Here is a 24,637-nt window from a genome sequence, read left to right as displayed (position 1 = left end):
CGCAAGGCCTCGGACGACCGGGGCGACAATGACCGGATGACCTCTGTCGCCATCGTCACCGGAGCGTCCAGCGGGATCGGAGCGGCCACCGCCCGTCGATCTCGTCACCCTCGGCGGCGAGCCGGCGGGCGCGCCCCGCTCAGGGGAGATGACCGTGCAGAAACCCAAGCTGGTCGCCGTCGGCGCTGTCCTCGTCGTGGCGGTCGCGGCCGGCGTGTGGGCCCTGGTCGCCGCCGGTGACGAGCCGGACGCGGGCCGCCCGTCCGCCGGCACGTCGACCGCCCCGACCGGCGCGGCTCCGGCCCCGACCGATCCGGCCGGTGTGCTGGTCGCCGCCGCCGCGAAGGTCGACGAACAGCCGTACCGGTTGACGGTGGGCAGCGGCGGAACGGCCGAGGGGGACACCACGGTGCTGGTGTGGGACCCGAAGGCGCGACGCGGCACGGAGACCACCTCGCTCAAGGTGCCCAACGGCGAGGTGAAGATCGAGCGGCTGAGCACCGGTCCGGACGTCTACGTGCGGGTCAGCGCCCCGGACCGCCGGATCCCGGTCTGGGACGGCAAGACCTGGTGGCACGTCGGCAGGCCGGGTCGGCCGGTCACCAACAAGGGCCTGGACAACACCCGGCTGGCCAGCACGCTGACCGCGCCGGCCGCCGTCCGCCAGACCGGCACCCGGGAGTACGCGGGCACGCTGGACCTGCGCGACAGCGCCGCCGTGCTGGGCGGCGGGATCGGCGGGGTGCTCGGCGACCGGGCCGCGAAGGTGCCCTTCACCGCCAGCGTGGACGAGCAGGGCCGGTTGGTGCGTTACCGGATCGAGCTGGCCACCGAGCAGGAGAAGACGGCTCAACTCGACCTGACGTACTCGGATTTCGGGCTGCCGGTGACGGCCGATCCGCCGGCGGCCGACCTGGTCGGGGAGGACCCGCCGGCGAACATCCCCGGCGCCTGACGCCGGTTCACTCCTCCACCGATCCGTCGCTCGGGGTGACCAGGAAGTCGTAGACGGTCCGGGCCATCCGGCGGACGGTCTCGTCGCCGGTCGCCATCGGGCCGGCGGTGAGGAACGCGACGGCGGTCTCGGTGCCGGGGATCAGGTAGTAGCCGACGTCGTGGGAGGCGTCCGGCAGGTCGCCGGTCTTGTGGGCCACCGGAACTCCGGGTGGCAGCGCCGCCGGGATCTTGGTGTTCAGGGTCTGCTCCCGCATGAAGCCGATCATCAGGTCGCGGGAGGCCGGAGTGAGGATCTCGCCGTCCCAGACCGCGCCGAGCAGCGACACCACGTCGTCCGGGCTGGTGTAGTTCTCCTCGCCGCGCTGGGCCGCCGCGCTGTCGAGCATCCGGCGGGCAAGGATGGTGGACCGCTGGTTCATCGAGTCGATCAGCGCGTTGACCGGGGCGAACCCGCCCAGGTAGGTGATCAGCACGTTGGCCGCGACGTTGTCGCTGTACTTGATCAGGTACCGGGCGAGCCGGTACAGCGTGACCACCTGCGGGAACGTCTCGAACTGGAGCTGGCCGGTGCCGCCGACCACGTCCGCCGGGGTGACCAGCACGCCGTCGTCGAGCGAGACCTGTCCACAGTCGACCCGGCGCAGCAGCTCCACCAGGATCCACAGCTTGATGACGCTGGCGGCCTTGGGGCGCAGCGCGCCGTTGACCGAGATCTGCTGGTCGCCGTACCGGCCGGACAGGTCCCGGACGGTGGCGCCGGACGGGTTGAGGCTGGCGTCGGCGACCACCCGGGCGAGCTGCCCGCTGAGCGGGAACAGTCGGGCGCCCTCGGCCGGGTCGGTGGGCGGCTGCGGGCTGGTGACCACCACGCCGGTCAGCTCCACCGGCTGCGCCTGCGGCCCGGACACCACGAGCGTGCCCGCGCTGCGCCCGATCAGCGGCACCCGGTAGCGGAAGCTCCTGCCCTCGACGGTGACCTCGCCGCTGGCCACCCCGGCGGCGACCAGCATGTCCGGATCGGCGACCCGGCCGGTGTCGCCGTCGCAGGCCCGGTATCGCACGGTGTGCCCGAGCGAGTCCACCGCGAACGCACCGCCGGGAAACGACAGCCAGGACACCTCACTGGTCGGCGCCCGCTCCGGCGCGGGCTCCACGCCCGGCTCGTCGCTGCGCCCGCCCCCGTCCACCGGCCCGTTCCCGTCGGCTGGTCCGCCGTCGACCGGTCCGTCGTTCCCCGCCGGTCCGTCGTTGGCTGGCTCGGTTCCGTACCCCGGCGTGCTCTGGCGGTCCGGGCCGGCTGCCGGGCCGGGGCCGTCGGCGGTGGCCGGCCCGGTCGTCGCGACGACGACCAGCGCGACCGCCGCCGCCAGCCACCCGAGGGGTACGTGGGGGTGCGGCGCGAACAGGGAAGATGAGCGCTTCTTGTCGCTTTTTCTCACGTTTGCACGATAAGAAGCGTGGGAGGCGGATGGGGCGGCCGGGACCGCCGTCACCCGTCCGGGCGCTGATGTCCCCGGGAGCGACATACCTCAGAGGTATAAAGATGACTCTGCGGTATCAGGGGCATCAGCGATGCCCGGCCCGGGGAGGCGCCTATGTTGATCATTGCCGGCAGTCTGCTCGTCGAGCCGGACGCCCGCGACGACTACCTCGCTGGTTGCCGGCAGGTCATCGAACAGGCCCGCGCGGCGGCCGGCTGCCTCGACTTCCTGCTCGCGGCGGATCCACTCGACCCGGGCCGCATCCACGTCTTCGAGCGCTGGGAGTCCCCGGAGCAGTTGGCGGCGTTCCGCGGCGCCGGGCCGAGCGACGCCCAGACGGCGGCCATCCTCGACGCCGACGTGCACCGTTATCTGATCTCCGGCGTCGAGGCGGCCTGACCCCGCCCCGGGCGCTACACCAGCAGATCGAGCAGGAGTACGCCAGCGAAGCCGACCACCGAGATGAGCGTCTCCATCACCGACCAGCTCTTGATGGTCTGGCCGACGGTCAGGCCGAAGTACTCCTTGACCAGCCAGAACCCGGCGTCGTTGACGTGCGAGAAGAACAGCGACCCACAGCCGATAGCCAGTGCCAGCAGCGCCACCCCCGGCCGGTCCAGGGTCGCGGCGAGCGGTGCCACGATGCCCGCCGCCGTGATGGTGGCGACCGTCGCCGAGCCGGTGGCCACCCGGATGCCGACCGCGACCAGCCAGCCCAGCAGCAGCGGCGAGAGGTTCGCGTCCTTGGCGGCGTCGGCGACCAGGTTGCCCACCCCGGCGTCCACCAGCACCTGCTTGAACCCGCCGCCGGCCGCCACGATCAGCAGGATGCCGGCGATCGGGGGCAGCGAACCGCCGAGCACCGAGGAGACCTGGGACCGGCTGAATCCGGCCTGGTAGCCGAGGGTGAACATCGCCAGGATCACCCCGGCGAGCAGCGCCACGATCGGCGTGCCGACGATGTCGAGCGTCTTGCGGCCCGCCGTGCCCTCGTTGAGCGTCAGCTCGCCGACCGCGCGGAGCAGCATCAGCACCACCGGCAGCAGCACGGTGATCACCGCGGGCCAGAACGCCGGGGTACGCCGGGCGGTCTCCGTGCCGCTGTCGTCCACCGGCTCGCCCGGTTGACCGCCGCCCGGGTTGACGAGATCGTCGTCGGTGAGCAGGTCACCGTCCACATCGCGCCGGTCCGGCGCCCCGGCCGTGCCCGTCGTTCCGGCGGTGCCTGTCGCTTCGGCTGTGCCCGCGGGGGTGGCGGGCTGGCGGCGGGTGGGCAGCAGTGCGGCCGGCGCGGTCGCCGGCACGTACCGGGCGATGAAGTTGCCGAAGACCGGCCCCGAGATGATCACCGTGGGGATCGCCACCAGCAGGCCCAGCCCGAGCGTCAGGCCCAGGTCGGCGTTGAGCGACGAGATCGCCACCAGCGGGCCGGGGTGCGGTGGCACGAGGCCGTGCAGCACCGACAGGCCGGCCAGCGCCGGGATGCCGAGTTTCATCAGCGGTACGTCGGTCCGCATCGAGACGAGCAGCACGATCGGCACCAGCAGCACCACGCCGACCTCGAAGAAGAGCGGCAACCCGATGAGCGCCGCCACCCCGGCCATCGCCCAGGGCAGCGCGCGGCCGGACACCCGGCCGACGACCCGGTTGACGATGCCGTCCGCGCCACCGGACTCGGCGAGCAGACCGCCGATCATGGCCCCCAGCGCGATCAGCAGCCCGACGCCGCCGACAGTGGTGCCGACGCCACCGGTGAACGAAGTGATCATCTTGTCGGGCGCGACGCTGGCGACCACGCCGAGCACCGCCGCGCCGAGGATCAGCGACAGGAACGGGTGGACCTTGGCCCAGGCGATCAGCAGCACCACGGCGACGATGCCGAGCAGTGCGGCGACGACGAGTTGGCCGTCGCCGGCGGTGGTGACCGGCTCGGCCGGTGCCGCGAGCGAGGCCGGCAACGCGAACGAAGCCGGGGCCGCGAACGAAGCCGGGGCCGCGAACGAGGCCGGGGCCGCGAGAGAGGCCGGCGCGGTGAGCCAGGCCGGCGTGGCGAGGGAGGTCAGCGGTTCGGCGAGGGCGAGGGGTGGGAGCACGGCGATCACGACCTTCGGGACGGGGTCGGCCCTGGGCGGGGCCGGCCGAAGGGCCTACATCGGTGGTCCTGCGGGGGTGGCCGGCTCGGCGGGCAGGCCGGGTGCCAGCCGACGCATCGACGTGAAGGTGGGCACCAGCGCGTCGTACAGCTCGGCGAAGAGCGGCAGCAGCGCCGCGTACGTGGCGGCGGCGGCCGGGTCGGGGCGGATGACCTCCTCGATGCGGACCAGGTCGGCCGCCACGTCGATGCTGGGGATCAGGCCCAGCGCCTGCATGCCGAGCAGCGCGGCACCGAAGCTCGACCCCTCGCGGCCGGCCGGGAAGCTCACCGGCATGCCGAGCACGTCGGCGAGCATCTGCCGCCACAGGCCACTGCGGGCGAAACCGCCACCGGCCCGGATCTCACGGACCTCGTTGCCGGCGGCGCGCACGGAGCTGAGCACCAGAGCGAGCTGTTGGCAGACCCCCTCCATCGCGGCCCGGACGAGGTGTTCGCGGCGGTGCCCGTGGGTCAACCCGACGTACGCGCCGCGGGGCAGCGCGCTCCAGTGTGGAGCGCGTTCGCTGTGCAGGTACGGCAGCATGATGAGCCCGCCCGAGCCGACCGGGGCGCGGGCCGCGAGGGCTACCAGCTCCTCCTCGGGGTGCTCGCCCAGCTCCGGCGCGAGCGCCGCGCCCGCCCACTTGAGGACGATGCCGCCGTTGTTGATCGCGCCGCCGACCGCCCAGCGATCCTCGGTCAGCGCGTAGCAGAACACCCCGCCCAGCGGGTCCACGCCGGGGCGTTCGACCATGACCCGCATGGCGCCGCTGGTGCCGATCGAGCAGGCCACCATGCCGGGGTGCACCGCGCCCAGGCCCAGGTTGGCCAGCGGTCCGTCACCGGCGCCGACCACCACCGGGGTGCGTGGCGGCAGGCCGAGGGCGGTGGCGGCCCGCGGGGCGAGGCCGGGCAGGACGGCGGTGGTGGCGACCAGTTGGGGCAACTGCTCCTCGGTGATGCCGGCGATGGTCAGCGCCTCGGTGTCCCACTCGAGGGTGTGGATGTTCATCAGGCCGGTGGCCGAGGCGATCGAGTGGTCGGTGACCAGCGCGTCGCAGAGTCGCAGCAGCACCCATTCCTTGATGCCGACCCAGTGCGCGACGCGCTCGAAGAGCTTGGGTTCCTGCTCGGCGAACCAGAGCAGCTTGGGCAGCGGCGACATCGGGTGCATGGGCGTACCGGTGCGTCGGTGCAGGGCCAGCCCGGACGGCACGGCCCGCAGCCGCTCGGCCTGGCGGGTGGCGCGGGAGTCGGCCCAGGTCACCGACGGCGTGAGCGGGTTGCCGGCCGCGTCGAGCCCGATGAGGCTGTGCATGGCGGAGCAGAAGGCCAGGCCGGAGACCGGAACGGTCAGCTCGGTCACCACGGCCCGGATCGACTCGACGACGGCGGCGAGGATCACCTCCGGGTCCTGCTCGGCGTACCCGGGGTGCGGATCGTCGAGGGGGTAGGCGGCGGAGTGACTGGCGAGCAGCCGCCCGTCGGTGTCGTACGCCATGGTCTTGGTGCTCGTGGTGCCGATGTCGACCCCGACCACCACACCGGGCAGGGTGTCTGGCGGCATGACCCTCACCCCCTCCGTGCGGGCGGTGCGGCGGCGTCGCCACCCGGCTGCGGCTGACGTTACCGAGACAGCGACCGCCCCGCACGACACGACGGAAGGTGAATCGACGCAGCAGTATCGCCCTATCGTCCGGGTTGCTCCGCCATTCGGATAGTTCGCCCGTCCTGGCGTGTCCCGGCCGACCGTCAACACTGTTAATCCGAGTGCACCCCGGATTGGTGGCCTGCGCGGCGAAGGAGTCGGCGTGGCAAAGACTGAATCGACGGGTTCCACGTGGCGGTACCGCTGGGCGCAGCGGCAGAACGTGCGGCGGGTCAGCACGTACCGCGGCGCGGAGACGGCCTGGCGGCGACGCGACGACGAGTTACGGCGGCTGCGCGCCCTGGCCGCCGACTTCCAGGGCTCCGCGGCGGCCGGCGCGGGCCTCCCACTTGAGCTGGTCGACGACGAGGTCGTGCTGTGGGCCCTGCCCGCCGCGCAACTGGTCGAGGTGCGACACACGACGGTGCTGCCCGCGCCGGACCTGACGGTCGCCGCGCCGGCCGCGCCGCTGCGCCCACGCCGGCCCGACGGCGTACGCGTCACCGATGCCGGCATGGCCGTCATCACCAGCCGTCGGCTGGTCCTGCTCGGCGGACGCGGCCGGCGCGACTGGGCGTACGGCCGGATGACCGGCCTGGCCCACGACCCGGCGGCGCCGGTGACCCTGATCCAGGTGCTGGACCGGCGGCGTACCTCCGGATTGTTGCTGCCCACCGACGCGGCGGCGGACTTCCGGTTCAAGCTGACGCTGGCCTTCGCCGACGCGATCGAGCAGCGCGCCGCGGTGCTCGCCCAGCTCGACGAGCTGATCGCGGAGCACGACCAGCTCAAGCCGTTCCGGCCAGCGGTGACCACGCCGGCGCAGGCCCGGCTCTCCTCGCTCGTCCCCGGTGGCCGTCGGACCATCGCGGTCGCCGCGGGCATCGCCCTACTGGTGCCGGCGGCGCTTCTCGACTCGAACCCGTCGGGCCCGACCCGCGGCGCGGAGGTCGCGGCGGCGGCCACTCCGGCGTCGACCCCCAGCGCGCTCCCCGCGCTGCTGCGCCCGGTGTCCCCGCCGCCCGCGCGCACCACCGCGCCGAAGCGGCCGTCGTCGCCGCGCCCGTCGTCCACCGCGACCGCCGGGCCGCGCTGCGGCGCGCCGGAAAATCCCCTGGGGTACGACTTCTGTGCCGGAACCCGGATCCGCCGGCCGGCCGCCGAGGTCTGCGACTGGTTCGACTGCGTGCCGCAGTTCTGGGCGGGCCGGGGCTATCTGGTGCAGTGCCGGGACGGCTCGGTCAGCCTTGCCGGTGGCCGGGCGGGCGCGTGCGCCGAGCATCGAGGCGTCCGGCGGACCATCACTCAGTAACGTGATTTGGGGGTTATTGTCCGCTTCGGTCGGCCAGAATGATCGGGTGGAGATCCGGTCCGATGATGGTGCCCGGGTGCGGATCCGCCCGGTCGGCTACCAGCCTGGCATCGACCCGCCCGACGATCCCGAGCGGGCCGCGCCGGGATGGCAGGACTGGCTGCTCATCGAGGTGGACGCCCGCACCGCCGACGGCCAGACCTGGTCGCACCACTACCCGAGCCTGATGGTCGAGGAGGCCCGCGCGCTGGGCAGTTGGCTGCACGGTCAGGCGACGGCGGCCGGCGGGCCGAGCCCGCCCCCGGCGATGGTCCGCTTCACCGAGCCCAACCTGGCCCTGCGCACCCGGGCGATCCGCCGCCGCCGGCTGGAGTTGACAGTCGAGTTCTCCGCCGAGTCGCTGCCCCCGTGGGTGCGCCGGCCGGCCAACGCCGTCTATCCGCTGGTCCTCACCGTCTCCGCGGACGCCCTCGCCGTCGCCGCCGACCAGTGGGCCGGGCACTGCGAGGCGTACCCGCCGCGTACCCGGTCGCGGTTTCCGGCCGACGGCCCACTGCTCGGCCCCCTGCCCCATCGGCGGCGCGCGGGCTGACTGGGGTACGGTGATCCGCGTCAGCGACGAGAAGGAGGTGAGCCCCGTGAACACCAGTTGTCACGTCTGGGCGCCCTTCTCGTCCGTCCCCCTCAGCTGACGTCTTCGCGTCGGGGAGTGCGCCCTCCTTCATCGGAGGACACATGTCTGTTTCACCGTTCCGCATCGACGTCTCCGATGCGGTCCTCGTCGACCTGCGGGCCCGGCTGGCCCGTACCCGCTTCACCGACCGCAGCGGCCACCGACCGTGGCAGGGCGGCACCGATCCCGACTACCTGCGGGACCTGGTGTCCTACTGGCACGACGGATTCGACTGGCGTGCCCGTGAGGCCGCGCTCAACGCGTACCCCCAGTATCTGGCGCTGGTCGGCGGCCGGAAGCTGCACTTCGTGCATGTCCGCGCGGCCCGCCCGGCCGGTACGCCCGCACCGCCGCCGTTGCTCCTCAGCCACGGTTGGCCCAGCAGCTTCGTCGAGATGCTGCCCCTGGTCGACCGGCTGACCAGCCCTCTCGGGGGCGCGTTCGACGTGGTGGTGCCGTCACTGCCCGGCTTCGGCTACTCGGAGCTGCCCGACGTGCCGCTGACCCGGGCGGTCCTCGCCCGGACGCTGCACGAGTTGATGACCGACGTGCTCGGCTACGAGCGGTACGGCGCCTTCGGCGGTGACGTCGGCGGGGTGGTCACCGGCTGGCTCGGCGCCCGGTATCCGGAGCAGGTGGCCGGCATCCACATGATCCATCCACCGTTCCCGGCCAGCTTCGACGACCGACCGCTCTCGGCGGCCGAGCGGGCGTTTCTGGACGCCGAGGCCGCGTACGACGAGACCGACGGCGGCTACAGCGCCATCATGGGCACCCGGCCGGACACCCTCGCGGCGGCGCTGGCCGACTCCCCGGCCGGGCTGGCCGCCTGGCTCGTCGACAAGTACCGGGACTGGAGCGACAACTGCGGCGACCTGTCGAACAGCTTCGACACCGACACGCTGCTCACGATCATCACGCTCTACTGGGTGACCGGCACGATCGGCTCGTCGTTCCGGCAGTACGTCGACTTCGGCCACAACACGCCACGGCCCGACATCACCGTGCCCGCCGCGTTCACGGTGAGCACCGAACCCTCGCAGGCCAACTTCCCCCGGGAGATCGCCGAGCGGGCCTGCACCGACATCCGGCACTGGAGCGAACCCGGCCGAGGCGGGCACTTCATGCCGCTGGAGGAACCGGACCTGCTCGCCGCTGAGCTGAGGGACTTCTTCACCTCGCTGCGCTCGTAGGGCTGCCGCTGCCGTCCTGATCGGCGGCTGCTCCGGTTCTCTGCCGGAGCAGCCGTCGCCGCCCGTCAATTCTCTCCTTTCGGGCGCAACGGGAGACATCGATTCGACGAGCGTTGCCTGTCACGTACGTGAGCGGTTGTACCGCGTGTGACCGTGACCGCACTGCTGGCACCTCCCTCCTGGCGGCTCGCCTGGGCCGAGCGCGAGAACAAGCGGCGTCAGCGCGCGTACCGCGACGCCACCGCCGCCTGGCGCCTACGCGGGGACCACCTGGTCCGGCTACGGATCGAAGCCGCCGGGTTCCTCGGGTGTACGCAGCCACGCACCGGCCTCCCCGTCGACCTCGACGTCGACGAACTCGTCTTCCGGGTCGTACCCGTCGCAGAGCTGGTCGAGGCGGAGGCCCGGCACGTCGCCGGCCTGCCCACGCCCGGCGGCTGCGCCTTCACCGAGACACCCGACGCGGCCCTGCCTGCGGGCCTGCGGAGCGTCGACAGTGGCATGGCCGTCGTGACCAGCCACCGCGTGGCCTTCGCCGGCCGCGAGCACCGGCGCGAGTGGCGGTACGCGGACCTGCGCGGCGTCGCCCACCACCCCGGCGTGCCCGTCACCCTGCTGCACGACGACGGCCGACTCTCCGGGCTGCTGGTCCCGGCCAGCACCGCCGTGAACGTCCGCTTCTATCTCACCCTCGCGGCTGCTTCGGCTGCCGGGGATCGTGCCGCCGTCACCGCGCAGCTCGACGCCCTGCTGGCCGCGCACCAGGCATCCCCGCCCGTGCCACTGCCGACGGTCGGGCCGGCCGACGCGCCGTTGACGGCGGTACGCCCCGACCGCCGGGCGCTCGCCGTCGCCGCCGTCGCGGCGGTGGTGTTCGCGGCGCTGGGCCCCGGCGCGGTCGGGCCGTCGCCGACCGGTCCGATGCGGCGAGCCGAGGCGGCCACGATACGGGATGCCGGATCGAGGGCGCCGCTGCGGACACCCGTTGCCCTGACAGCGCCGCCGGCCCTCGTGGTCAAGCCGGCGTTCGTGGTCGAGTTGGTGGGTCCTCCGGCGGCCGGTCCACCGCTCCCCGCTGCCGCCTCCTCCGTGGTCGCGGTGCCTTCGACGTCGCCGGCCGCCGTTGCCGTCCGTTCGGCGTCGCCCGCTGTCGCCGCCGTACCGTCCGCGTCGCCAGCCGTCGCTGTCACCCCGTCGGCGTCGCCGACTGTCGAGGCGACGCCGGCGCCTTCAGGCCCTCCCACTCCGTCGCCCGGCACGACGCCGACGGACCTACCCACCGTGTCGCCGTCGTCCGCACCCACCGCGACGCCCGATCCCGCACTGCTGACCGTTTGCCTGGATCCGCTGTTGCCGCTGGTGGAACGGCTGCTCTGCCCGCCGCCCGAGCCGTGATCCCCGAAGCCGTTCCGCCCGTGACCGTCGCGCCGGTCTCCGCGTGATCGCCGTGCCGTTCTTCGCGCGACCGCCCTGCGATTCTGCCCGTGACCGCCGCCCCATGCCGGTCCGCGCCCGCCGTCTCGGCCGGCGCTGGTCAGATGAGGTCGCGGGCGCCCGGCCCGGTGACGCCGCACCGAGATCTTGGACAGTTTCCGTTAGCAGCTAACGGAAACTGTCCAAGATCTCCGATCGCAGGGGTCAGGTCGCGGTGCCGAAGTCGGGCAGGGTGAGGGTGCCGTCCGGGCCGAGCGTGAAGCCGGGGTTCCAGGCGATCTCCCAGACGTGACCGTCCGGGTCGGCGAAGTAGCCGGCGTAGCCGCCGTAGAACGTCTCCCGCGCCGGCTGGGTCACCTCGGCCCCGGCCTCGCTCGCGGTGGCCATCACCTCGTCGACCTCCGCGCGTGAGCGGACGTTCTGGGCCAGGGTCATTCCGCCGAAGCCACCCGTGTCCGGGTTGGGGACGTCCGCGTCGGCGGCCAGCTTGTCGCGGCTCCACAGGACGACGGCCAGGCCGCCGGCCTGAAAGAAGACCGTCCCCTCGACCTCCTGGCCGCGCCAGCCGAGGCGCTCGTAGAACGCCTTGGCGCGTGGCAGGTCCGAGACGCCGAGGGTGATCAGGCTGATCCGCTGCTCCATCTTCGTAACCTAACGCGGGAGCCCTCGGCAGCCGGCCCCGACGTTGCCGGTAGACCAGAGCAATCCAATGTATCTACAATCATCGCTGTTAACGCTCACACTCGTCCCAGTGCTGAGGCAGTGACGCCGTGCCGATGTGACGATCGGCGCGCGCGCCGGGTGAACGCCCGGCAGCCGGCGGCTGCTCGGTCCGGCCGGCCCCGCTCCCAGACGGTTGCCGGCTGCCCGTGGCGGCCCCACCGGTCGGCCCATGCCCTCGGCCAGCTCGACCAACCCAGGGGAGATAGCTATGCGAACGAGGGCACGATGGCTCGCGACGCTCGCCGCGCTCGGTGTCGTGGTCGCCGGAGTGGTGACACCCACCGGGCCGGCCAACGCGGAATCCAACGGCGGGGTGCGGGTGATGCCGCTCGGCGACTCCATCACCGAGGGCACCCAGGTGCCCGGCGGGTACCGCATCGGGCTCTGGCAGCGTCTCGCCGCCGGTCGGTACACCGTGGACTTCGTCGGATCGCAGTTCAACGGGCCGGCCAGCCTGGGCGACCACGACCACCAGGGGCATCCCGGCTGGCGTATCGACCAGATCGACACCAACATCGTCGGCTGGCTGAACACCCAGCGACCGCAGACCGTCCTGCTGCACATCGGCACCAACGACATCCTGCAGAACTACAACGTGAGCACCGCGCCGAACCGGCTCTCCACCCTGATCGACAAGATCACTAGCACCGTACCCACCGCCGAGGTCTTCGTGGCGCAGCTCATTCCGCTCTCCAACAGCGGACAGGATGCGGCCGCCCGCACCTTCAACGCGGCGATCCCCGGCATCGTGCAGAGCAAGGTGAACGCCGGCAAGCGGGTGCACCTGGTCGACATGCACAGCGCTCTGACCACCGCCGACCTGATCGACGGCGTCCACCCCACGGCCGGCGGCTACGACAAGATGGCCGCCCGCTGGTACAGCGCGTTGCAGTCGGTCCCCGGAAGCATCGGCAACCCGAGCAGCGGCGGCGGACAGACCACCACGATCGTGGGCACCCGGTCCGGCAGGTGCGTCGACGTCCCCGGCTCCTCCACCACCAACGGCACCCAGGTGCAGTTGTGGGACTGCCACGGCGGCACCAACCAGCAGTGGACCTACACGTCCAGCAAGGCGCTGACCGTCTACGGCAACAAGTGCCTCGACGCCGCCGGCTACGGCACCTCCCCGGGCACCCAGGTCACCATCTACGACTGCCACGGCGGGACGAACCAGCAGTGGAACGTCAACGCCAACGGCACCATCACCGGAGTGCAGTCCGGCCTCTGCCTGGACCCGTACAACCAGGGCACCGCCAACGGCACGAAGCTCGTCCTCTGGACCTGCACCGGCCAGGCCAACCAGCAGTGGAGCCGTCGATGAAGCAGCCAACACGATGGCTGACGGCCGCGCTCGCGCTGGTCCTCGGATTGGCGATGGCGACAGCGACACGGGACGCGGCCGCCGCGGACAGCCCGTACCAGCGGGGTCCGGATCCGACCCCGGCCAGCGTCGCCGCCACCCGCGGCCCGTTCGCCACGACACAGGCGACCGTGCCCGCCGGCAACGGCTTCAACGGTGGGTACGTCTACTACCCGACCGACACCAGCCTGGGCACCTGGGGTGCGGTAGCGATCGTTCCCGGCTACTCCGCCCTGTTCGCCAACGAGGAAGCCTGGATGGGGCCCTGGTTGGCGTCCTTCGGCTTCGTGGTGATCGGCATCGAGACCAACAGCCGCACCGACGGCGCCGACGCCCGCGCCACCCAGCTGCTCGCGGCACTGGACTACCTCACCCGAACCAGCCCGATCCGCAACCGGGTCGATCCCAACCGGCTGGGCGTCATGGGCCACTCGGCGGGCGGGGCCGGAACCCTCCTCGCCGCCCTCCGGCGGCCGACCCTGAAGGCGGCGGTCGGCCTCGCACCCGGTACGCCCGGCAACAACCTGAACATGGCCACCACGCAGGTCCCCACCATGCTCCTGTCGGGACAGAACGACGGCACGGTCACGCCCTCCTACGTGCAGGGCATCTACAACACCCTGCCCGCCGGCGTGGAACATGCCTGGGCGGAGCTGGCCGGCAACGACCACCTCTCGTTCACCAGGTCGAACCCGACCGAGATGCGACTCCTGATCCCCTGGCTCAAGACGTTCCTGGACAACGACACCCGCTACACCCAGTTCCTCTGCCCACTGGCCGACAGCACCGGCGTCTCGCGCTACAGCGCCACCTGCCCCCTGGTGCCGCCGGACGGGCCGACGTCACCACCCACGTCCACCCCGCCCACGTCCGCCCCGCCCACGTCCACTCCGCCGACCACGCCGCCACCATCCGGCGCTGCCTGCACCGCGACGTACCGCACCGTCAATTCGTGGTCCGGGGGCTTCCAGGGCGAGGTCACCGTGACCGCGGGCACCGCCGCCGTCAACGGCTGGACGGTCACGTGGAACCTCAGCAACGGCCAGAGCATCAGCCAAGTCTGGAACGGCACGCTGAGCACCAGCGGCTCGACCGCGACGGTCCGCAACGTCTCCTACAACGGCTCGCTCGCCCCGGGCGGCACGACGTCCTTCGGCTTCCTCGGCTCGGGTACGCCAGCCGCCACATCACCGACCTGCGCCCGCTCGTGAGCAGTCGTAGGTGGTGAACGCACGTCGTGTGGCTCGGATCGGAGCCACCGGTTGATCGCCGCCCCCTCGGCCAGCGTCATGTGACGCCAGCGCCGAGGGCGCGGCGAGGCTCCCAGATGGCCGGCACCTTATAGCATCGATGCTATGGGTTGAGGTGATGTGGAGCTGCCACCCGAGGACGCGGAGGACCGGGAAGTCGATCGGGCCCGCCGCGCATTCGAGCGGTGCGTGGCGGAGCGACATGTCGTGAACGAGGGGGCAGAGCGATGAGTGATCGCCTGGATTGGAACGACCTGCGCGAGCGCCGAATGGCGGAGCCAGGGGCAGCCGATACGTACGAGGCCACCCGGATCGCCTTCGAGCTTGGTCAAGAGGTGCGTCACCTGCGGGAGAGGCACGGTTGGAGCCAGAGCCAGTTGGCGAACGCCGCTGGCATGACGCAGTCCGCGGTGGCCCGCTTCGAGGCGGGCGGCACTGTGCCGACTCTGCCGGTCCTGGAACGCCTCGCGCGCGCCCTCGACAGGAGGCTGGACGTCAGGTTCACGCCGAACGCGGACGCCGCCTGACCGGGCAGGCCTACGCGGCGATCGTTCGGCTGTCCTGCGGGCGCAGCCTTAAGATCTCCTGTCCGGTTAGCCAAGAACCGCCAAGTTCTAAGGTGGCATCGCGGTCGTTCAGACGTCGACCGCTCCACCGTCTCGCCCGTCTGTTCAGCCTGGAGGTCCCACGAGTGCTCGGCCAGGAGTTCCGATCATTGGACCGATCGGCATTCGTTGCGCTGGGAACTGTGCAGAACGATCATGAGACGCTAACCTCACGTCTATGTCAGAGCGCTTGAAGCCTTACAATCCACTCGACCGTGTAGAGCTGGGCAAGAGCGTGGAGCGGGCTCTGCTTGCGAGACCTCTGGCGCCCTTGCCGCCAAAGGCAGCGTTTGCTGGTGCCGGGCTTTACGCCATCTATTACGTCGGCACCCTTGACCTGTACCGACCGATCGCTCCGCCAGCGCGTGAGCCTGGAGAAATACCCATATACGTTGGCCGTGCCAGCGCCCCCGGTGCCCGGCAGGGAGCGCTGGGTCTCCAAAGCACGACGGCAGAGCCTGCCCTGTTCAACCGGCTCAAGCAGCACGCCAGGTCGGTGCAGCTTGCTGAGGCGTACAGCGACGAGCGCGGGCAAGCTGGCCTACGTCTTGCGGACTTCCGATGCCGCTACCTTGTCGCGGATGACATCTGGGTCCCACTCGCGGAGGCGTTGCTGATTGGGCATTACCGGCCGGTCTGGAACGTGCTCATCGACGGCTTTGGAAACCATGATCCCGGTAAGGGTCGGGGAGAGCAGGCTCGTTCCTCGTGGGACATGCTGCACCCCGGTCGAGCATGGGCTGCGAAACGGCCAGCGACCAAAAAGAGTGCTCACGATCTTCGATATGAAGTAGGTACTCATCTCGCTGCGGTTGTGCCTCCGAATCTGGACGCCGTGCCGGTGGTCGGCCAGGAAGTCCAAGAAGCGATGGTCGTCGAAGAGGGCCTAACACCGCTTGAAGGGCTGCTCAGGGATCTCTAATCATTGGCGCTGAATAAGGTGCCTGCACGTGAGGGTTCCCGTGATCGTGGCGAGCGCCGTGAGGGAACCTCGACCTAGCCAAGGGGCAGTCGTAGATGCCCTAATTTATAGCGTCACCGTAGCAAGATTAGCGCGAAGCTCCTCGATGACTCCGAACGCTTCTTCCTCTTCTATATCCTCAGCCCAACGTAGGCGCCATGCCGAATCATAGGCGAGTACCGTGTCAAGAGCCCGCGTGGCCACGTCAAGCAACTGTGGAGTGACCAGGATGTCTTCGCGGCCGAGGAGAAAGCGCGGCGCGTAGGCCGATTCTGACGGCGGTGTTCCAGCCACCGACTGCAACAAGGTCGCGGCGGCGGCGATGGTTTGAGCGGCGTCCTCGGGAGTGAGGGCGCGCCCCGCCGAGACGGCGGCGTCGAGGGTGCGACGGACGAAGTTCGACCGTTGATCGGGTGCTGTGTTCTCCAGCGCTACACACCACTCGACCGCGTCGTCGTTGTCGAAGGGACCTAGCTGCCACGTCGCCATCGCTCCTCCTGTGGTCGTAACCAAACCACATCGCCTCTGACGGGCTGACCGGAGGGCCAGCCGCTGGGACTCTTTGGTTGTGGTCGCCGCCGTGGTCGTCCCAGGAAGCCCACCCGCAGTGGCTTCGGGCCGGCGTGTCACTTTCTAGATCCACAACTCCGCGGTATGCTTCCGCGATGCTTGAGCCGTCAGGAGAGCCAGTTAATGACCGCACCTCGGTGGAGTTGTTCGCTGGTGGCGGTGGGTTGGCCATGGCTGTGCATCGAGCGGGCTTCCGGCCCTTACTGGTCAATGAGCTTGTGAAGTACGCGTGCGACACGCTCAAAGCCAACGCCGCCGTGTCGAGGGGAGAGGACGAGTGGATCCCTTCAACCGGCCAGCGGTGGCCCCTGGTCGAGGGCGACGTGTCCCGGGTCGAATTTGGCTACTTATGGGACCGGGTAGATCTCCTAGCCGGGGGGCCGCCCTGCCAGCCGTTCAGCTTGGGTGGCGTCGCACGGGGTGACGAGGACAAGCGCAACATGTTCCCGGAGATGTTCCGCGCCATCCGCCAGATTCAGCCGAAGGCCGTCATCTGCGAGAACGTCAGCGGGCTATTGCGCCCGTCGTTTAGGCCGTACTTCGAGTACATCGAGCGTGAGTTGCAGCTCCCCTTCGAGGAGCGCAACGGAGACGCCACTTGGCGTGACCATGACGAGGTGTTGCGCGCGCGTCTCGCTGAGGAGCCGTCCGATCCCAAGCAGCGGTACCAGGTCATCACTACCAAGGTAAACGCGGCTGACTACGGCGTGCCACAGGTCCGTAACAGGATCATCATGGTGGCGTTCCGTTCGGATCTTGGAGTTAACGTCGATCGCTTTCGGGAGGCGGTACGTCCGCGATATTCGGAAGCCGCGTTGATCCGGTCGATGCTTGATGGCGCTTACTGGGAAAGGCATGCCGAAGTGCCTGACCATGTACGCCGACGTGTCATGTCCCGATTGCCGGCTACCCCTCCTCTGGACGATGGACTGCTTCCGTGGCGTACGATGCGGGATGCCCTTAAGGGAATTGGTGGACAATCTCCTCTTCCCCCCGTTCCCTGGGAGAGGCTTGATCGTCGGGAATACAACCTTGGCGGAGTTACGGACCACATCGGTTGGCCGAACGCGCGTATTTACGTTGGTCACACGCCGAACGAACTGGACCGGCCGGCAAAGACGGTCAAGGCCGGAGTGCACGGCGTGCCGGGCGGCGAGTCCGTGCTACTGACCGATGAGCTCCTACCTGAGGATCTCAATGACTCGCCGTACCCCTACCGGCATCGCTACATGACGGTGCGGGAAACGGCACGAGTCATGACGTTCCCCGATCACTGGAAGCTCGCTGGTCCGCGAGGGGAGCAGATGCGCCAGCTTGGCAACGCTGTGCCGGTCGCGCTCGGTGAGTTCTTCGCCCAAGCCATCGCGGCCGCGCTCGATGAGGCCGAGAGCCAGCGGTGACAACGACTGCGACCCGGCTCGACAGCGGCTGGGCGGACAAGTCGCCGGATCCGAAGGCTTGGAAGGGCCAGCAGGGGCGCACTCGGAGAGCTGCGTCGCTTGAGCAGGATCGCGCTGCCGGCGGGCCCGACCGGCGTTGGGTCGACCTCGGCGACGGCCGGCAGGCGCGCGCGTCTGTCGAACTCAAACTGTTGCCTCGGACTCGTAGGATCCGGGCCTACCTACGCTGGTCCGATAAGGGCCGCTCACCCACTCGCTATCTCGGCGAGGTTGAATACGCTACCCGGCAGGAGAACCTGGCCGAGGGTTGGCGCCTGGCGTGGGCGAGGCATCTTCTCACCCCGCCTGACGCCGGCAAGACGTCTTGGGCGAAGAATCCGAGCGTACGGGCCGTTATGCGCGCCAACAAGTCCCGTGACACTGGACCCGAACTGCGGCTACGTTCGATTTTGCACAAGAGAGGTTTGCGCTACAGGGTCAACGGCCGACCGTTGCGGAATCTGCGCCGAACTGCGGACATCGTGTTTCCTGCCGCCCGCGTAGCTGTATTCGTCGATGGCTGTTACTGGCATGGCTGCCCTGAGCACTATCGCCCCGCCCGCGTCAATGACCGCTTCTGGCGCGAAAAAATCGACGCGAACCGCGCCCGTGACCGAGAGACAGACCAACTGCTCTCTGACGAGGGCTGGTCTGTAATACGAGTTTGGGAGCACGAAGACCCTACGCAGGCTGCGGGCCGTGTTGAAGGTGTGGTTCGAGGGGCGATTACGAATTCCTGAGTTTCTCTGACCTTCCATTTGGGCAGTCCGGCGGCGGCGTTCCTGGCGCCGTGTGCGGTGCCGCGCGACATGAGGAGAGGTGGCAGCTCCTCAAGAATGGCGAACCGTCCGCGCTTCCTCGATGACCGCACTCCAGCGATCTGGCGCCGGGCTGATCGTCTTCCCGTGGGCGACGGCAACACCGGCAGCGCGCAGCACGGCCACGTGACTCGCATACGCTGGATGGGCGGCTAGCTCCGCCTTGACGTGCGGGAACGCGAGGATCGGTAGGCCCGCGCCCAGCGACTCGTTGAGGACACCAAGCGCCAGAGTGTCGTTGATGCCCAGCGCCCACTTCGTCACCGTGTTGAACGTGACGGGCGCGGCCACCACCACATCGGCCGGTGGGTGCGGCTCGGGGTCGCCGGGCATGCGCCACTCGACGCGTACGAGATAGCCGGTCTTTTCTTGCAAGGCCGCGCGGTCGAGCCACGGCGCGGCGGTGGGACTGACGATCATGCACACCCGCCACCCGTCGGCGATCAGCAGGTCGACCAGCTCGTCGATGTGCTCCGCGGGGCCGGCAGCGCAGACGACCAGATACAGCACCGGGCGTTCCGTCATGACCGCAGTCTGCCCGAGTCGGACGACGTGCGATCGACTGGATACGAGCCGGGTCGTCGTGGCGTCTCTCAGAATTTGACGCGCACGTCGTCGGTGCTGATGAGCTGCCCGGCTCCGATGAACCGGCGCGCAACCAACAGGCCCGCCTCGTGTGCGGATTGTCCGCCGTGGCTGGCGGACGCGTCCGTCACGAACCACGGTGTCAGGTCACGTTCGAAGGCGTCGACCGCTGACTTCAACACGCAGCTCTCCGTCGCTACACCACAGAACAGCAGGTCGGTCCATCCCTCCCGTTCCGTCAGGGCAGCGCCGTCGGCCGAGAAGTACGAGTAGATCTTCTTGTCTATCACCGCTCTGGCACGGCTCGCATGCTCCGCCAGCTCGGGCACGATTTCCGTCTCGGGAGGATGCTGCACCGAGGACCAATGGATCAGTCGTTCGAACGGGCTGCCCGGGTAGTTGTGATAGCGAGTGAACACCACCGGCCGCCCGGTCGCCTCCCAATGCTCGACCAGCTCGACGACCTTCGGGATGACGCCCCGGCTTCGATCGTTGATGAAGCCGTTTTGCATGTCGATGACGATCAGCGCGGCGCGTCTCTCACTCATCCGTCGACTCTGCCACTCAACGCCGCAGTCTCGCGAAGGGCGACCTGCGCCTGCATCAGACGTGCCGGTAGGCCGCTCGTTGAGAGCGTCGCCTCGCGCATCATGCAGTGCTGCGCCGTCTCACGGGCCCTGGCTGTCGTCAATCGGGAGTGGGCAGCGCGCAGAAAACGCCAGCCGAACTCGGGCGGCACGACCGGGTCTCGCCCGTCTTCGACCTGGCGCTCGATGTGGCGGCAGTAGGCCCAGAGCATCTGCACGTCCACCTCACAGGACACCAGGTCGTCAACCATGAGCGCCCGCTCGGGTGACAGGGCATGGTAGGCGACTCCTGCCCAACTGGCGTAGCCGACCGAGACTCCCTGCACGCCGAAGGGCTGAAGGGAGGGCTGATCGAAGCCTAGGGCTAGCAACCGGCGCTCGACGTGGTCACCCACTGGTTCGGGACAGGACTTTGCGTGACGGTTGACCAGCACGGACGGCAGGCTCATCAAGCGCAGGGCGTTCTCAAGCTCGTCCCCGGTCCAGGCCGACTCCTCCAGGACGTACATCGACAGCACGTACTCGGGCCCGACGTTGGCGGAGGAGGGAAGAGGCGAGAGAAGTCTCGCAACCTGCTCGGCTGCCCAGGGCACGTCATTCTCGTAGCTGGCGTATCGCCATGCCGCCAGAGCGGTCAGAGCAGAAAAGTGCAGCTGCTGCGCGATGTGCAGCACCATGACACCGCAGGCGAAGACGTGAGCGGTACACGTTCCCCCTGGATGGGGCAACCCCGCGACTGCGACCTCCAGCCACTCGTGGTGACGTGGCTGGAAGGCTCCTTGCGCTACCAACTCCGCGGCTGCGGCTGCGCCCACATAGGCCGGAATGAACTTGTGGGACTGGACCCGGTAACCCGTACTGACCGTGCTGGGCTGGGGGGCGGCTCTGCTGGTGGTGCTGACGAAGCGATCTGCCACCTGGCTGTCGGCTCTACTCAGCACGGTGTCCAGAGCGGCCTGCATCTCCGGTCGAGGATGAACCGCTTCTCGGCCTGCCTCCCACTTGGAGACGGTGCGCTCACTGACACCGAGGTTCTCCGCGAAGTCGCGAATGCTCATCCGCAGCGCTTGGCGCAGCGCACGGGTTTCGCGGCCTGTCCACGCTTCGACAGTCGGCAAAGCTCTCGCCTCCCATCGCATCATGGCCGCTTCCGGCAGCCTATCGGCTCCCGGTGCAGCGTAGGTACAGCGCAGATACAGCGAGTAGTCATACCGGGAAGCCAAGGGCCTGGCCAGGGTGGACGCATGGCCCGGGGCGGGTGCTGGCTCCGGAGCTGCGCCGGCCCTCAACGGCGCAGTCCCGCACCCGCCCGCCCCGGCGCCACTCGATCCGTCGACGTCTCGGAGCCGCCATGACCACCCCTGAGCAACTCACGACACCGGCCGACCTGGTCGCCCGCTGGCTGCGCCTGGTCGCGGCGGACGCGGAGCTGTCGCCGTACCTCATCGGGGTTGATCTGGGCCGGCTCGCCGCGCACCTGGTCACCGTGCTCGACGGGAACGCAACCCAATGGTGCGGTCTGGGGCTGTCGGAGGCGCAGCATCGGCGGGTCGTCGACTACCTGGAGGCCGTCCTGAGGGCGGCCGAGCTGCCGGACGGCCGGATTGCCCAGGTCAGGCGGGCGTTCGAGGTGGCCGCATGAGCCTCGCCGCCGCTTGGGCGTCGGTCGACGACCGGGCGGCCGCCGACTTCTGGTGCACCCTGGAGGACCGCTGCCCCGGGCTGTTGCCGCAGCGCGAGGCGTCGCTGTTTTTCGCCACGCTGGGCAGCCTCGTGGCCGGCGGTGACGATCGGGCGGGCCGGGCGGCGCTGCTCATGGTGCTCGGCCGCGCGTACCGTCGCTACGACCTGCTCCCACACGCCACCACCATCGGCGACGCGCTGCTCGCCACCCTGGCCCGGAACGCACCGCATCCCCTGTGGACGACCGTCGGGGAGCGAGCTGTGGACTACGCCACGCACGCCGTCCGTCGCGCCGCCGCCCGCGTCGGCGACGGTCCGGCCTGGTGGCCCGCCCAGGTGATCGGCCACGATCGGCCGTCGCCAGGCATCGCCATCCTGACGGTACGTCCCTGGCGGCGGCTGCCCCACCACCCCGGCCAGGCCGTCCCCGTCTGCACACCACGCCTGCCCGGCCGCTGGCGCTGGCTCTCCCCGGCCAACGCCCCACGCGCCGACGGCACCGTCGAGCTGCACGTCCGCTCCGTACCCGCCGGCGCCGTCTCCCACCGCCTGGTTCATGAGGTACGCCCCGGCGAGCTGCTCTGGCTCGGCCCACCCGGCAACAGTGGCCTGCGGTTGGACCCGACGCGTACCGGCGATCTGCTGCTCGTCGCCGGTGGCACCGGCCTGGCACCGCTGCGCGCCCTGGTCGAGCAGGTCGCCGCCGCACCGGACGGCCGGCGGGTGACCCTGGTCGTCGGCGTCCGCGCCTTCGTCGACTTGTACGACGCGATCGCCCTCGACAAGCTGCAACGCGCGCACGACTGGCTGACGATCGTCCCGGCGTTCTCCGACGACCCCTGCGCCGAGCCGGCCGAGCAGGGTGACGCCCTCACCATCGCTCTCGACCACCACCAACCCGACCAGGACGTCTACGTGTGCGGTCCGCCCGCGATGCTGGCCGGCGCCCGGTCGCGGCTGCTGGCTCTCGGCTTCCCCGCCGCCCGCATCCACACGCCGGTCACCTTCACCCGCTGACGGCCGTCCAGGGCAGCCGAGACGCCCTGTGCGGCGTCAATAGATTCACTTTCTCCTATCCGAAAACACGAGGATTTCAGTCTGGACCTTGGCCCTCGCCTTTTAGCCTGACCGCCAATCCACAATCGTGGGAGTCGAACATGTCTGGACACTGGGAAGCAGACCGCACTGCACGCTGCTCGCGCAGACTCGGCAAGTCAGCCGCAGAGCTGGGTGAGAGCGGGGGAACGACGACCTGCCCCGACGTCTGGGAGCTCTCGAACGGCGATGTCGCTGTCATTGGGCGCGATCTGACCGATGTGCTTGCCACCCGACTGCCCGATGGTGTGAGCGTTGGTGCAGACGAACGGGTCGTCGTCATTCCGCGAAGCATGCTCGTGGCCGCCAAGCCGGACATCCCCGATGCGTGACCTGTTGGATGCGGTCGTCCGGCAGCGGCTGAGCCTTCCCGAGTACGACGCCGACTTCTACGCCACCGTCGAGTCGACCGACGGCCCCATCCTCAAGACCGAGCGGATCCAGACGTTCCGCGAGCCGGGGAACCCCAGCTGGGAGGCGTACGCCGACGGTCGGTGGGAGGACGCTCTTCGGATCGCCGCCGAGCCGAACCCGGAGTTGGTGGCGTTCTTCAAGCACCTTGACCAGCTCGGCTCCGGGCTTCGGCGCCTGCGGATCGTCGAGCTGCCCCTGACGCCGTATCTCACCTGGGAGCTGCATTTCCTCCGCTACCGGGCGGAGGCGGGGGAGCAGATTCGCGTCCTGGACGCGCGATCGGTCAGCGCGTGGGAGGCTGCGGCGGGCACGGTTCCGGAGCTGATGGTGGTGGGTCGTCAAGCCGTCTATGAGGTTCTCTACGACCCCTCCGGCATGCCGATCGGTGCGGAAAAGACAGTCGAACCGGCCGTGGTGGAGGGCTGCCGAAGTCGCATCCTGTCGCTGCTTGAGCAGGCTGAGCCCTTCGAATCCTTCTTCCGTCGAGAGGTCGACGCGACAAGGCCGGGACCGCCGCAGCTGTAGTAGCCTGCCTCCACCAGCGAGCGTGGAGGCAGTGTGCCCCGACTCCGGATGGTGTCCTATCTGGCCCGTCGACCCGGCACGCCAATGATCCTGCCCCTTGCCGTCCTGGCCATGCTGGCCGCCGTCCTGTTCTCGCCCGCCGTATTGCTCTGGATCGGTAGGCGACCCGGGTATGACTGGCCTCTGTTGGGCAACGTCGGCCAGACGTACGGTGCGGCGTCGGCGATCCTCGCGGCTCTCGCGCTCATCGGCGTGGTGGCGTCGTTGGCGCTGCAGGCACGGGAGGCCAAGGCGGCCCGCGAGCAGGCTCTGCGCGCCCTCCACACCGACCTGCTCAAGATGGCGATCGACGATCCCGCGCTACTCGAATGCTGGGGGCCGATCGAGGACGCTGTTGACGTCGAATGGTTCCGCAAGCACGTCTACGCAAACCTGATCGTGTCCCACTGGCAGCTGATGTGGGAGGTGGATGTTCTCACCGCCCAGCACCTGGAAGTGCTCGCGGACCAGTTCTTCAAGGGGCACGTTGGCCGCCGATTCTGGGCAGAGGCACGTGGGCCGACGCTGGTCGCCGCCGACTGCCCCTCGGGCTGGTACTGCTTCTACGAGTGGCCCAACTACGGCTACCCCCGGGGCCGGCTCTCCGACTGCGGCCGGCAGAGCCTCGCCACCTGGCAGTGGCAGTTTCGGGTCGAGTCGGCGCACTACAACCTCGGCAGCGGGTCGGTGTCGTTCTACTACTACGACACCCGCCTCTTCGACATCGGCGCGGCCAACCGGGTCCGCGGCGACGCGTCGCAGGCGCAAGACAACGATGCTGTCGGCCTGGCAGCACCGACGTAGCATTGTCGGATATCGGACAGACCTCCAAGCGCATCGGCCGCCGCTGACGATCTCTGGCGGTGGTTCGGCCCACGAGGCAGGGGAGCCGGACGCGGCGATGACCAGGGAAGATGCCTGACACCCATGGCTGATTGTCTTGGGGCAATATCGACAGCCGGGTTAGTTGACAGCGCAAATAGGCCAGCGTGGACCGGCTGAACAGCCGAGTACCTGGGGTCCCGCTAGCAGGACTCGGGGCGATAGGGTCCGAAAATCGTCAGTGGAAAGTGGGGTGGCGGTGCTTACCGAGCTGGCGCTGCCGCATGGGGTGAAGGCAGAGTGTGTGGACGCCTCGGTCCTTGCCGACC

The 24,637-nt window shown here is 69.8% G+C and carries 25 protein-coding genes; 17 read left to right on the top strand and 8 right to left on the bottom strand.

Features of this window, described 5'->3' with window-relative positions; genetic code table 11:
* The first annotated feature begins 154 nt into the window (after positions 1–154).
* Entirely contained in the window at positions 155–955 is an 801-nt protein-coding gene (locus ABZU46_RS09000) for a hypothetical protein (protein WP_354855895.1), read from the top strand.
* 7 nt (positions 956–962) lie between these two features.
* Here the strand turns inward: ABZU46_RS09000 and ABZU46_RS08995 are convergent, their stop codons facing one another.
* Positions 963–2,396, bottom strand: a complete 1,434-nt coding sequence (locus ABZU46_RS08995) for a serine hydrolase (protein ID WP_354855894.1) — start codon at positions 2,394–2,396, stop codon at positions 963–965.
* A 156-nt stretch (positions 2,397–2,552) separates the two neighbouring features.
* Between ABZU46_RS08995 and ABZU46_RS08990 the strand changes: the two genes are divergently transcribed.
* Positions 2,553–2,837, top strand: a complete 285-nt coding sequence (locus ABZU46_RS08990; protein WP_354855893.1) for an antibiotic biosynthesis monooxygenase — start codon at positions 2,553–2,555, stop codon at positions 2,835–2,837.
* Positions 2,838–2,851: 14 nt separating this feature from the next.
* Here the strand turns inward: ABZU46_RS08990 and ABZU46_RS08985 are convergent, their stop codons facing one another.
* Together ABZU46_RS08985 and ABZU46_RS08980 are read right to left on the bottom strand one after the other, a co-directional pair.
* The gene (locus ABZU46_RS08985; RefSeq protein WP_354855898.1) at positions 2,852–4,396 is read right to left on the bottom strand and encodes an SLC13 family permease; all 1,545 of its coding nucleotides are present in this window, start codon (positions 4,394–4,396) and stop codon (positions 2,852–2,854) included.
* Positions 4,397–4,585: 189 nt separating this feature from the next.
* Positions 4,586–6,139 (bottom strand): gluconokinase, encoded by a 1,554-nt coding sequence (locus tag ABZU46_RS08980; protein ID WP_354855892.1) that lies wholly within the window; start codon positions 6,137–6,139, stop codon positions 4,586–4,588.
* Between the two features lie 244 nt (positions 6,140–6,383).
* Between ABZU46_RS08980 and ABZU46_RS08975 the strand changes: the two genes are divergently transcribed.
* The 4 genes from ABZU46_RS08975 to ABZU46_RS08960 all read left to right on the top strand — a co-directional run bounded on the left by ABZU46_RS08975 (position 6,384) and on the right by ABZU46_RS08960 (position 10,793).
* Positions 6,384–7,532, top strand: coding sequence for a hypothetical protein (locus ABZU46_RS08975; RefSeq protein WP_354855891.1), 1,149 nt, complete (start codon positions 6,384–6,386; stop codon positions 7,530–7,532).
* A gap of 46 nt (positions 7,533–7,578) precedes the next feature.
* Positions 7,579–8,124 (top strand): hypothetical protein, encoded by a 546-nt coding sequence (locus tag ABZU46_RS08970; protein WP_354855890.1) that lies wholly within the window; start codon positions 7,579–7,581, stop codon positions 8,122–8,124.
* 143 nt (positions 8,125–8,267) lie between these two features.
* Positions 8,268–9,398: an epoxide hydrolase family protein gene (locus ABZU46_RS08965; protein ID WP_354855889.1), complete on the top strand. Its 1,131-nt coding sequence runs from the start codon at positions 8,268–8,270 to the stop codon at positions 9,396–9,398.
* A gap of 153 nt (positions 9,399–9,551) precedes the next feature.
* A complete protein-coding gene (locus ABZU46_RS08960; protein ID WP_354855888.1) occupies positions 9,552–10,793 on the top strand; it encodes a hypothetical protein in 1,242 nt (413 codons plus the stop codon).
* A 243-nt stretch (positions 10,794–11,036) separates the two neighbouring features.
* Here ABZU46_RS08960 and ABZU46_RS08955 read toward each other — a convergent pair whose 3' ends face one another.
* Complete coding sequence (locus ABZU46_RS08955) at positions 11,037–11,474, bottom strand: VOC family protein (RefSeq protein WP_354855887.1); 438 nt, start codon at positions 11,472–11,474, stop codon at positions 11,037–11,039.
* A gap of 289 nt (positions 11,475–11,763) precedes the next feature.
* Here ABZU46_RS08955 and ABZU46_RS08950 point away from each other — a divergent pair, with 289 nt between their 5' ends.
* The 4 genes from ABZU46_RS08950 to ABZU46_RS08935 all read left to right on the top strand — a co-directional run bounded on the left by ABZU46_RS08950 (position 11,764) and on the right by ABZU46_RS08935 (position 15,692).
* Positions 11,764–12,876, top strand: coding sequence for a ricin-type beta-trefoil lectin domain protein (locus tag ABZU46_RS08950; protein ID WP_354855886.1), 1,113 nt, complete (start codon positions 11,764–11,766; stop codon positions 12,874–12,876).
* The gene (locus ABZU46_RS08945) at positions 12,873–14,126 is read left to right on the top strand and encodes a cellulose binding domain-containing protein (protein ID WP_354855885.1); all 1,254 of its coding nucleotides are present in this window, start codon (positions 12,873–12,875) and stop codon (positions 14,124–14,126) included. Before ABZU46_RS08950 ends, ABZU46_RS08945 begins: the two co-directional genes overlap by 4 nt.
* Positions 14,127–14,392: 266 nt before the next feature.
* Entirely contained in the window at positions 14,393–14,692 is a 300-nt protein-coding gene (locus ABZU46_RS08940; protein ID WP_354855884.1) for a helix-turn-helix transcriptional regulator, read from the top strand.
* 256 nt (positions 14,693–14,948) lie between these two features.
* On the top strand, positions 14,949–15,692 hold the full coding sequence (locus tag ABZU46_RS08935; protein WP_354855883.1) for an Eco29kI family restriction endonuclease: 744 nt from the start codon (positions 14,949–14,951) through the stop codon (positions 15,690–15,692).
* A 105-nt stretch (positions 15,693–15,797) separates the two neighbouring features.
* Here ABZU46_RS08935 and ABZU46_RS08930 read toward each other — a convergent pair whose 3' ends face one another.
* Positions 15,798–16,220: a DUF4259 domain-containing protein gene (locus ABZU46_RS08930; RefSeq protein WP_354855882.1), complete on the bottom strand. Its 423-nt coding sequence runs from the start codon at positions 16,218–16,220 to the stop codon at positions 15,798–15,800.
* A gap of 176 nt (positions 16,221–16,396) precedes the next feature.
* Here ABZU46_RS08930 and ABZU46_RS08925 point away from each other — a divergent pair, with 176 nt between their 5' ends.
* Together ABZU46_RS08925 and ABZU46_RS08920 are read left to right on the top strand one after the other, a co-directional pair.
* On the top strand, positions 16,397–17,701 hold the full coding sequence (locus tag ABZU46_RS08925; RefSeq protein WP_354855881.1) for a DNA cytosine methyltransferase: 1,305 nt from the start codon (positions 16,397–16,399) through the stop codon (positions 17,699–17,701).
* Between the two features lie 395 nt (positions 17,702–18,096).
* Entirely contained in the window at positions 18,097–18,480 is a 384-nt protein-coding gene (locus tag ABZU46_RS08920) for a very short patch repair endonuclease (protein ID WP_354855880.1), read from the top strand.
* A gap of 90 nt (positions 18,481–18,570) precedes the next feature.
* Here the strand turns inward: ABZU46_RS08920 and ABZU46_RS08915 are convergent, their stop codons facing one another.
* The 3 genes from ABZU46_RS08915 to ABZU46_RS08905 all read right to left on the bottom strand — a co-directional run bounded on the left by ABZU46_RS08915 (position 18,571) and on the right by ABZU46_RS08905 (position 20,953).
* On the bottom strand, positions 18,571–19,083 hold the full coding sequence (locus tag ABZU46_RS08915; RefSeq protein ID WP_354855879.1) for a flavoprotein: 513 nt from the start codon (positions 19,081–19,083) through the stop codon (positions 18,571–18,573).
* Between the two features lie 68 nt (positions 19,084–19,151).
* Complete coding sequence (locus tag ABZU46_RS08910; RefSeq protein ID WP_354855878.1) at positions 19,152–19,691, bottom strand: isochorismatase family cysteine hydrolase; 540 nt, start codon at positions 19,689–19,691, stop codon at positions 19,152–19,154.
* On the bottom strand, positions 19,688–20,953 hold the full coding sequence (locus ABZU46_RS08905) for a helix-turn-helix domain-containing protein (RefSeq protein WP_354855877.1): 1,266 nt from the start codon (positions 20,951–20,953) through the stop codon (positions 19,688–19,690). The genes ABZU46_RS08910 and ABZU46_RS08905 overlap by 4 nt, the downstream gene beginning before the upstream one ends.
* Before the next feature lie 128 nt (positions 20,954–21,081).
* Between ABZU46_RS08905 and ABZU46_RS08900 the strand changes: the two genes are divergently transcribed.
* From ABZU46_RS08900 to ABZU46_RS08880, 5 genes are all read left to right on the top strand, one after another.
* The gene (locus ABZU46_RS08900; protein ID WP_354855876.1) at positions 21,082–21,372 is read left to right on the top strand and encodes a hypothetical protein; all 291 of its coding nucleotides are present in this window, start codon (positions 21,082–21,084) and stop codon (positions 21,370–21,372) included.
* Entirely contained in the window at positions 21,369–22,430 is a 1,062-nt protein-coding gene (locus ABZU46_RS08895; protein WP_354855875.1) for an FAD-binding oxidoreductase, read from the top strand. The genes ABZU46_RS08900 and ABZU46_RS08895 overlap by 4 nt, the downstream gene beginning before the upstream one ends.
* Positions 22,431–22,570: 140 nt before the next feature.
* Entirely contained in the window at positions 22,571–22,840 is a 270-nt protein-coding gene (locus tag ABZU46_RS08890; RefSeq protein ID WP_354855874.1) for a hypothetical protein, read from the top strand.
* Entirely contained in the window at positions 22,833–23,447 is a 615-nt protein-coding gene (locus ABZU46_RS08885) for a DUF6879 family protein (protein WP_354855873.1), read from the top strand. The genes ABZU46_RS08890 and ABZU46_RS08885 overlap by 8 nt, the downstream gene beginning before the upstream one ends.
* Positions 23,448–23,480: 33 nt before the next feature.
* Positions 23,481–24,290: a DUF6082 family protein gene (locus ABZU46_RS08880; RefSeq protein WP_354855872.1), complete on the top strand. Its 810-nt coding sequence runs from the start codon at positions 23,481–23,483 to the stop codon at positions 24,288–24,290.
* Positions 24,291–24,637: the final 347 nt, after the last annotated feature.

This window comes from Micromonospora sp. NPDC005197 (assembly GCF_040608295.1).
GTDB lineage: Bacteria > Actinomycetota > Actinomycetes > Mycobacteriales > Micromonosporaceae > Micromonospora.
This window is presented reverse-complemented; position numbering and strand designations above follow the sequence as displayed.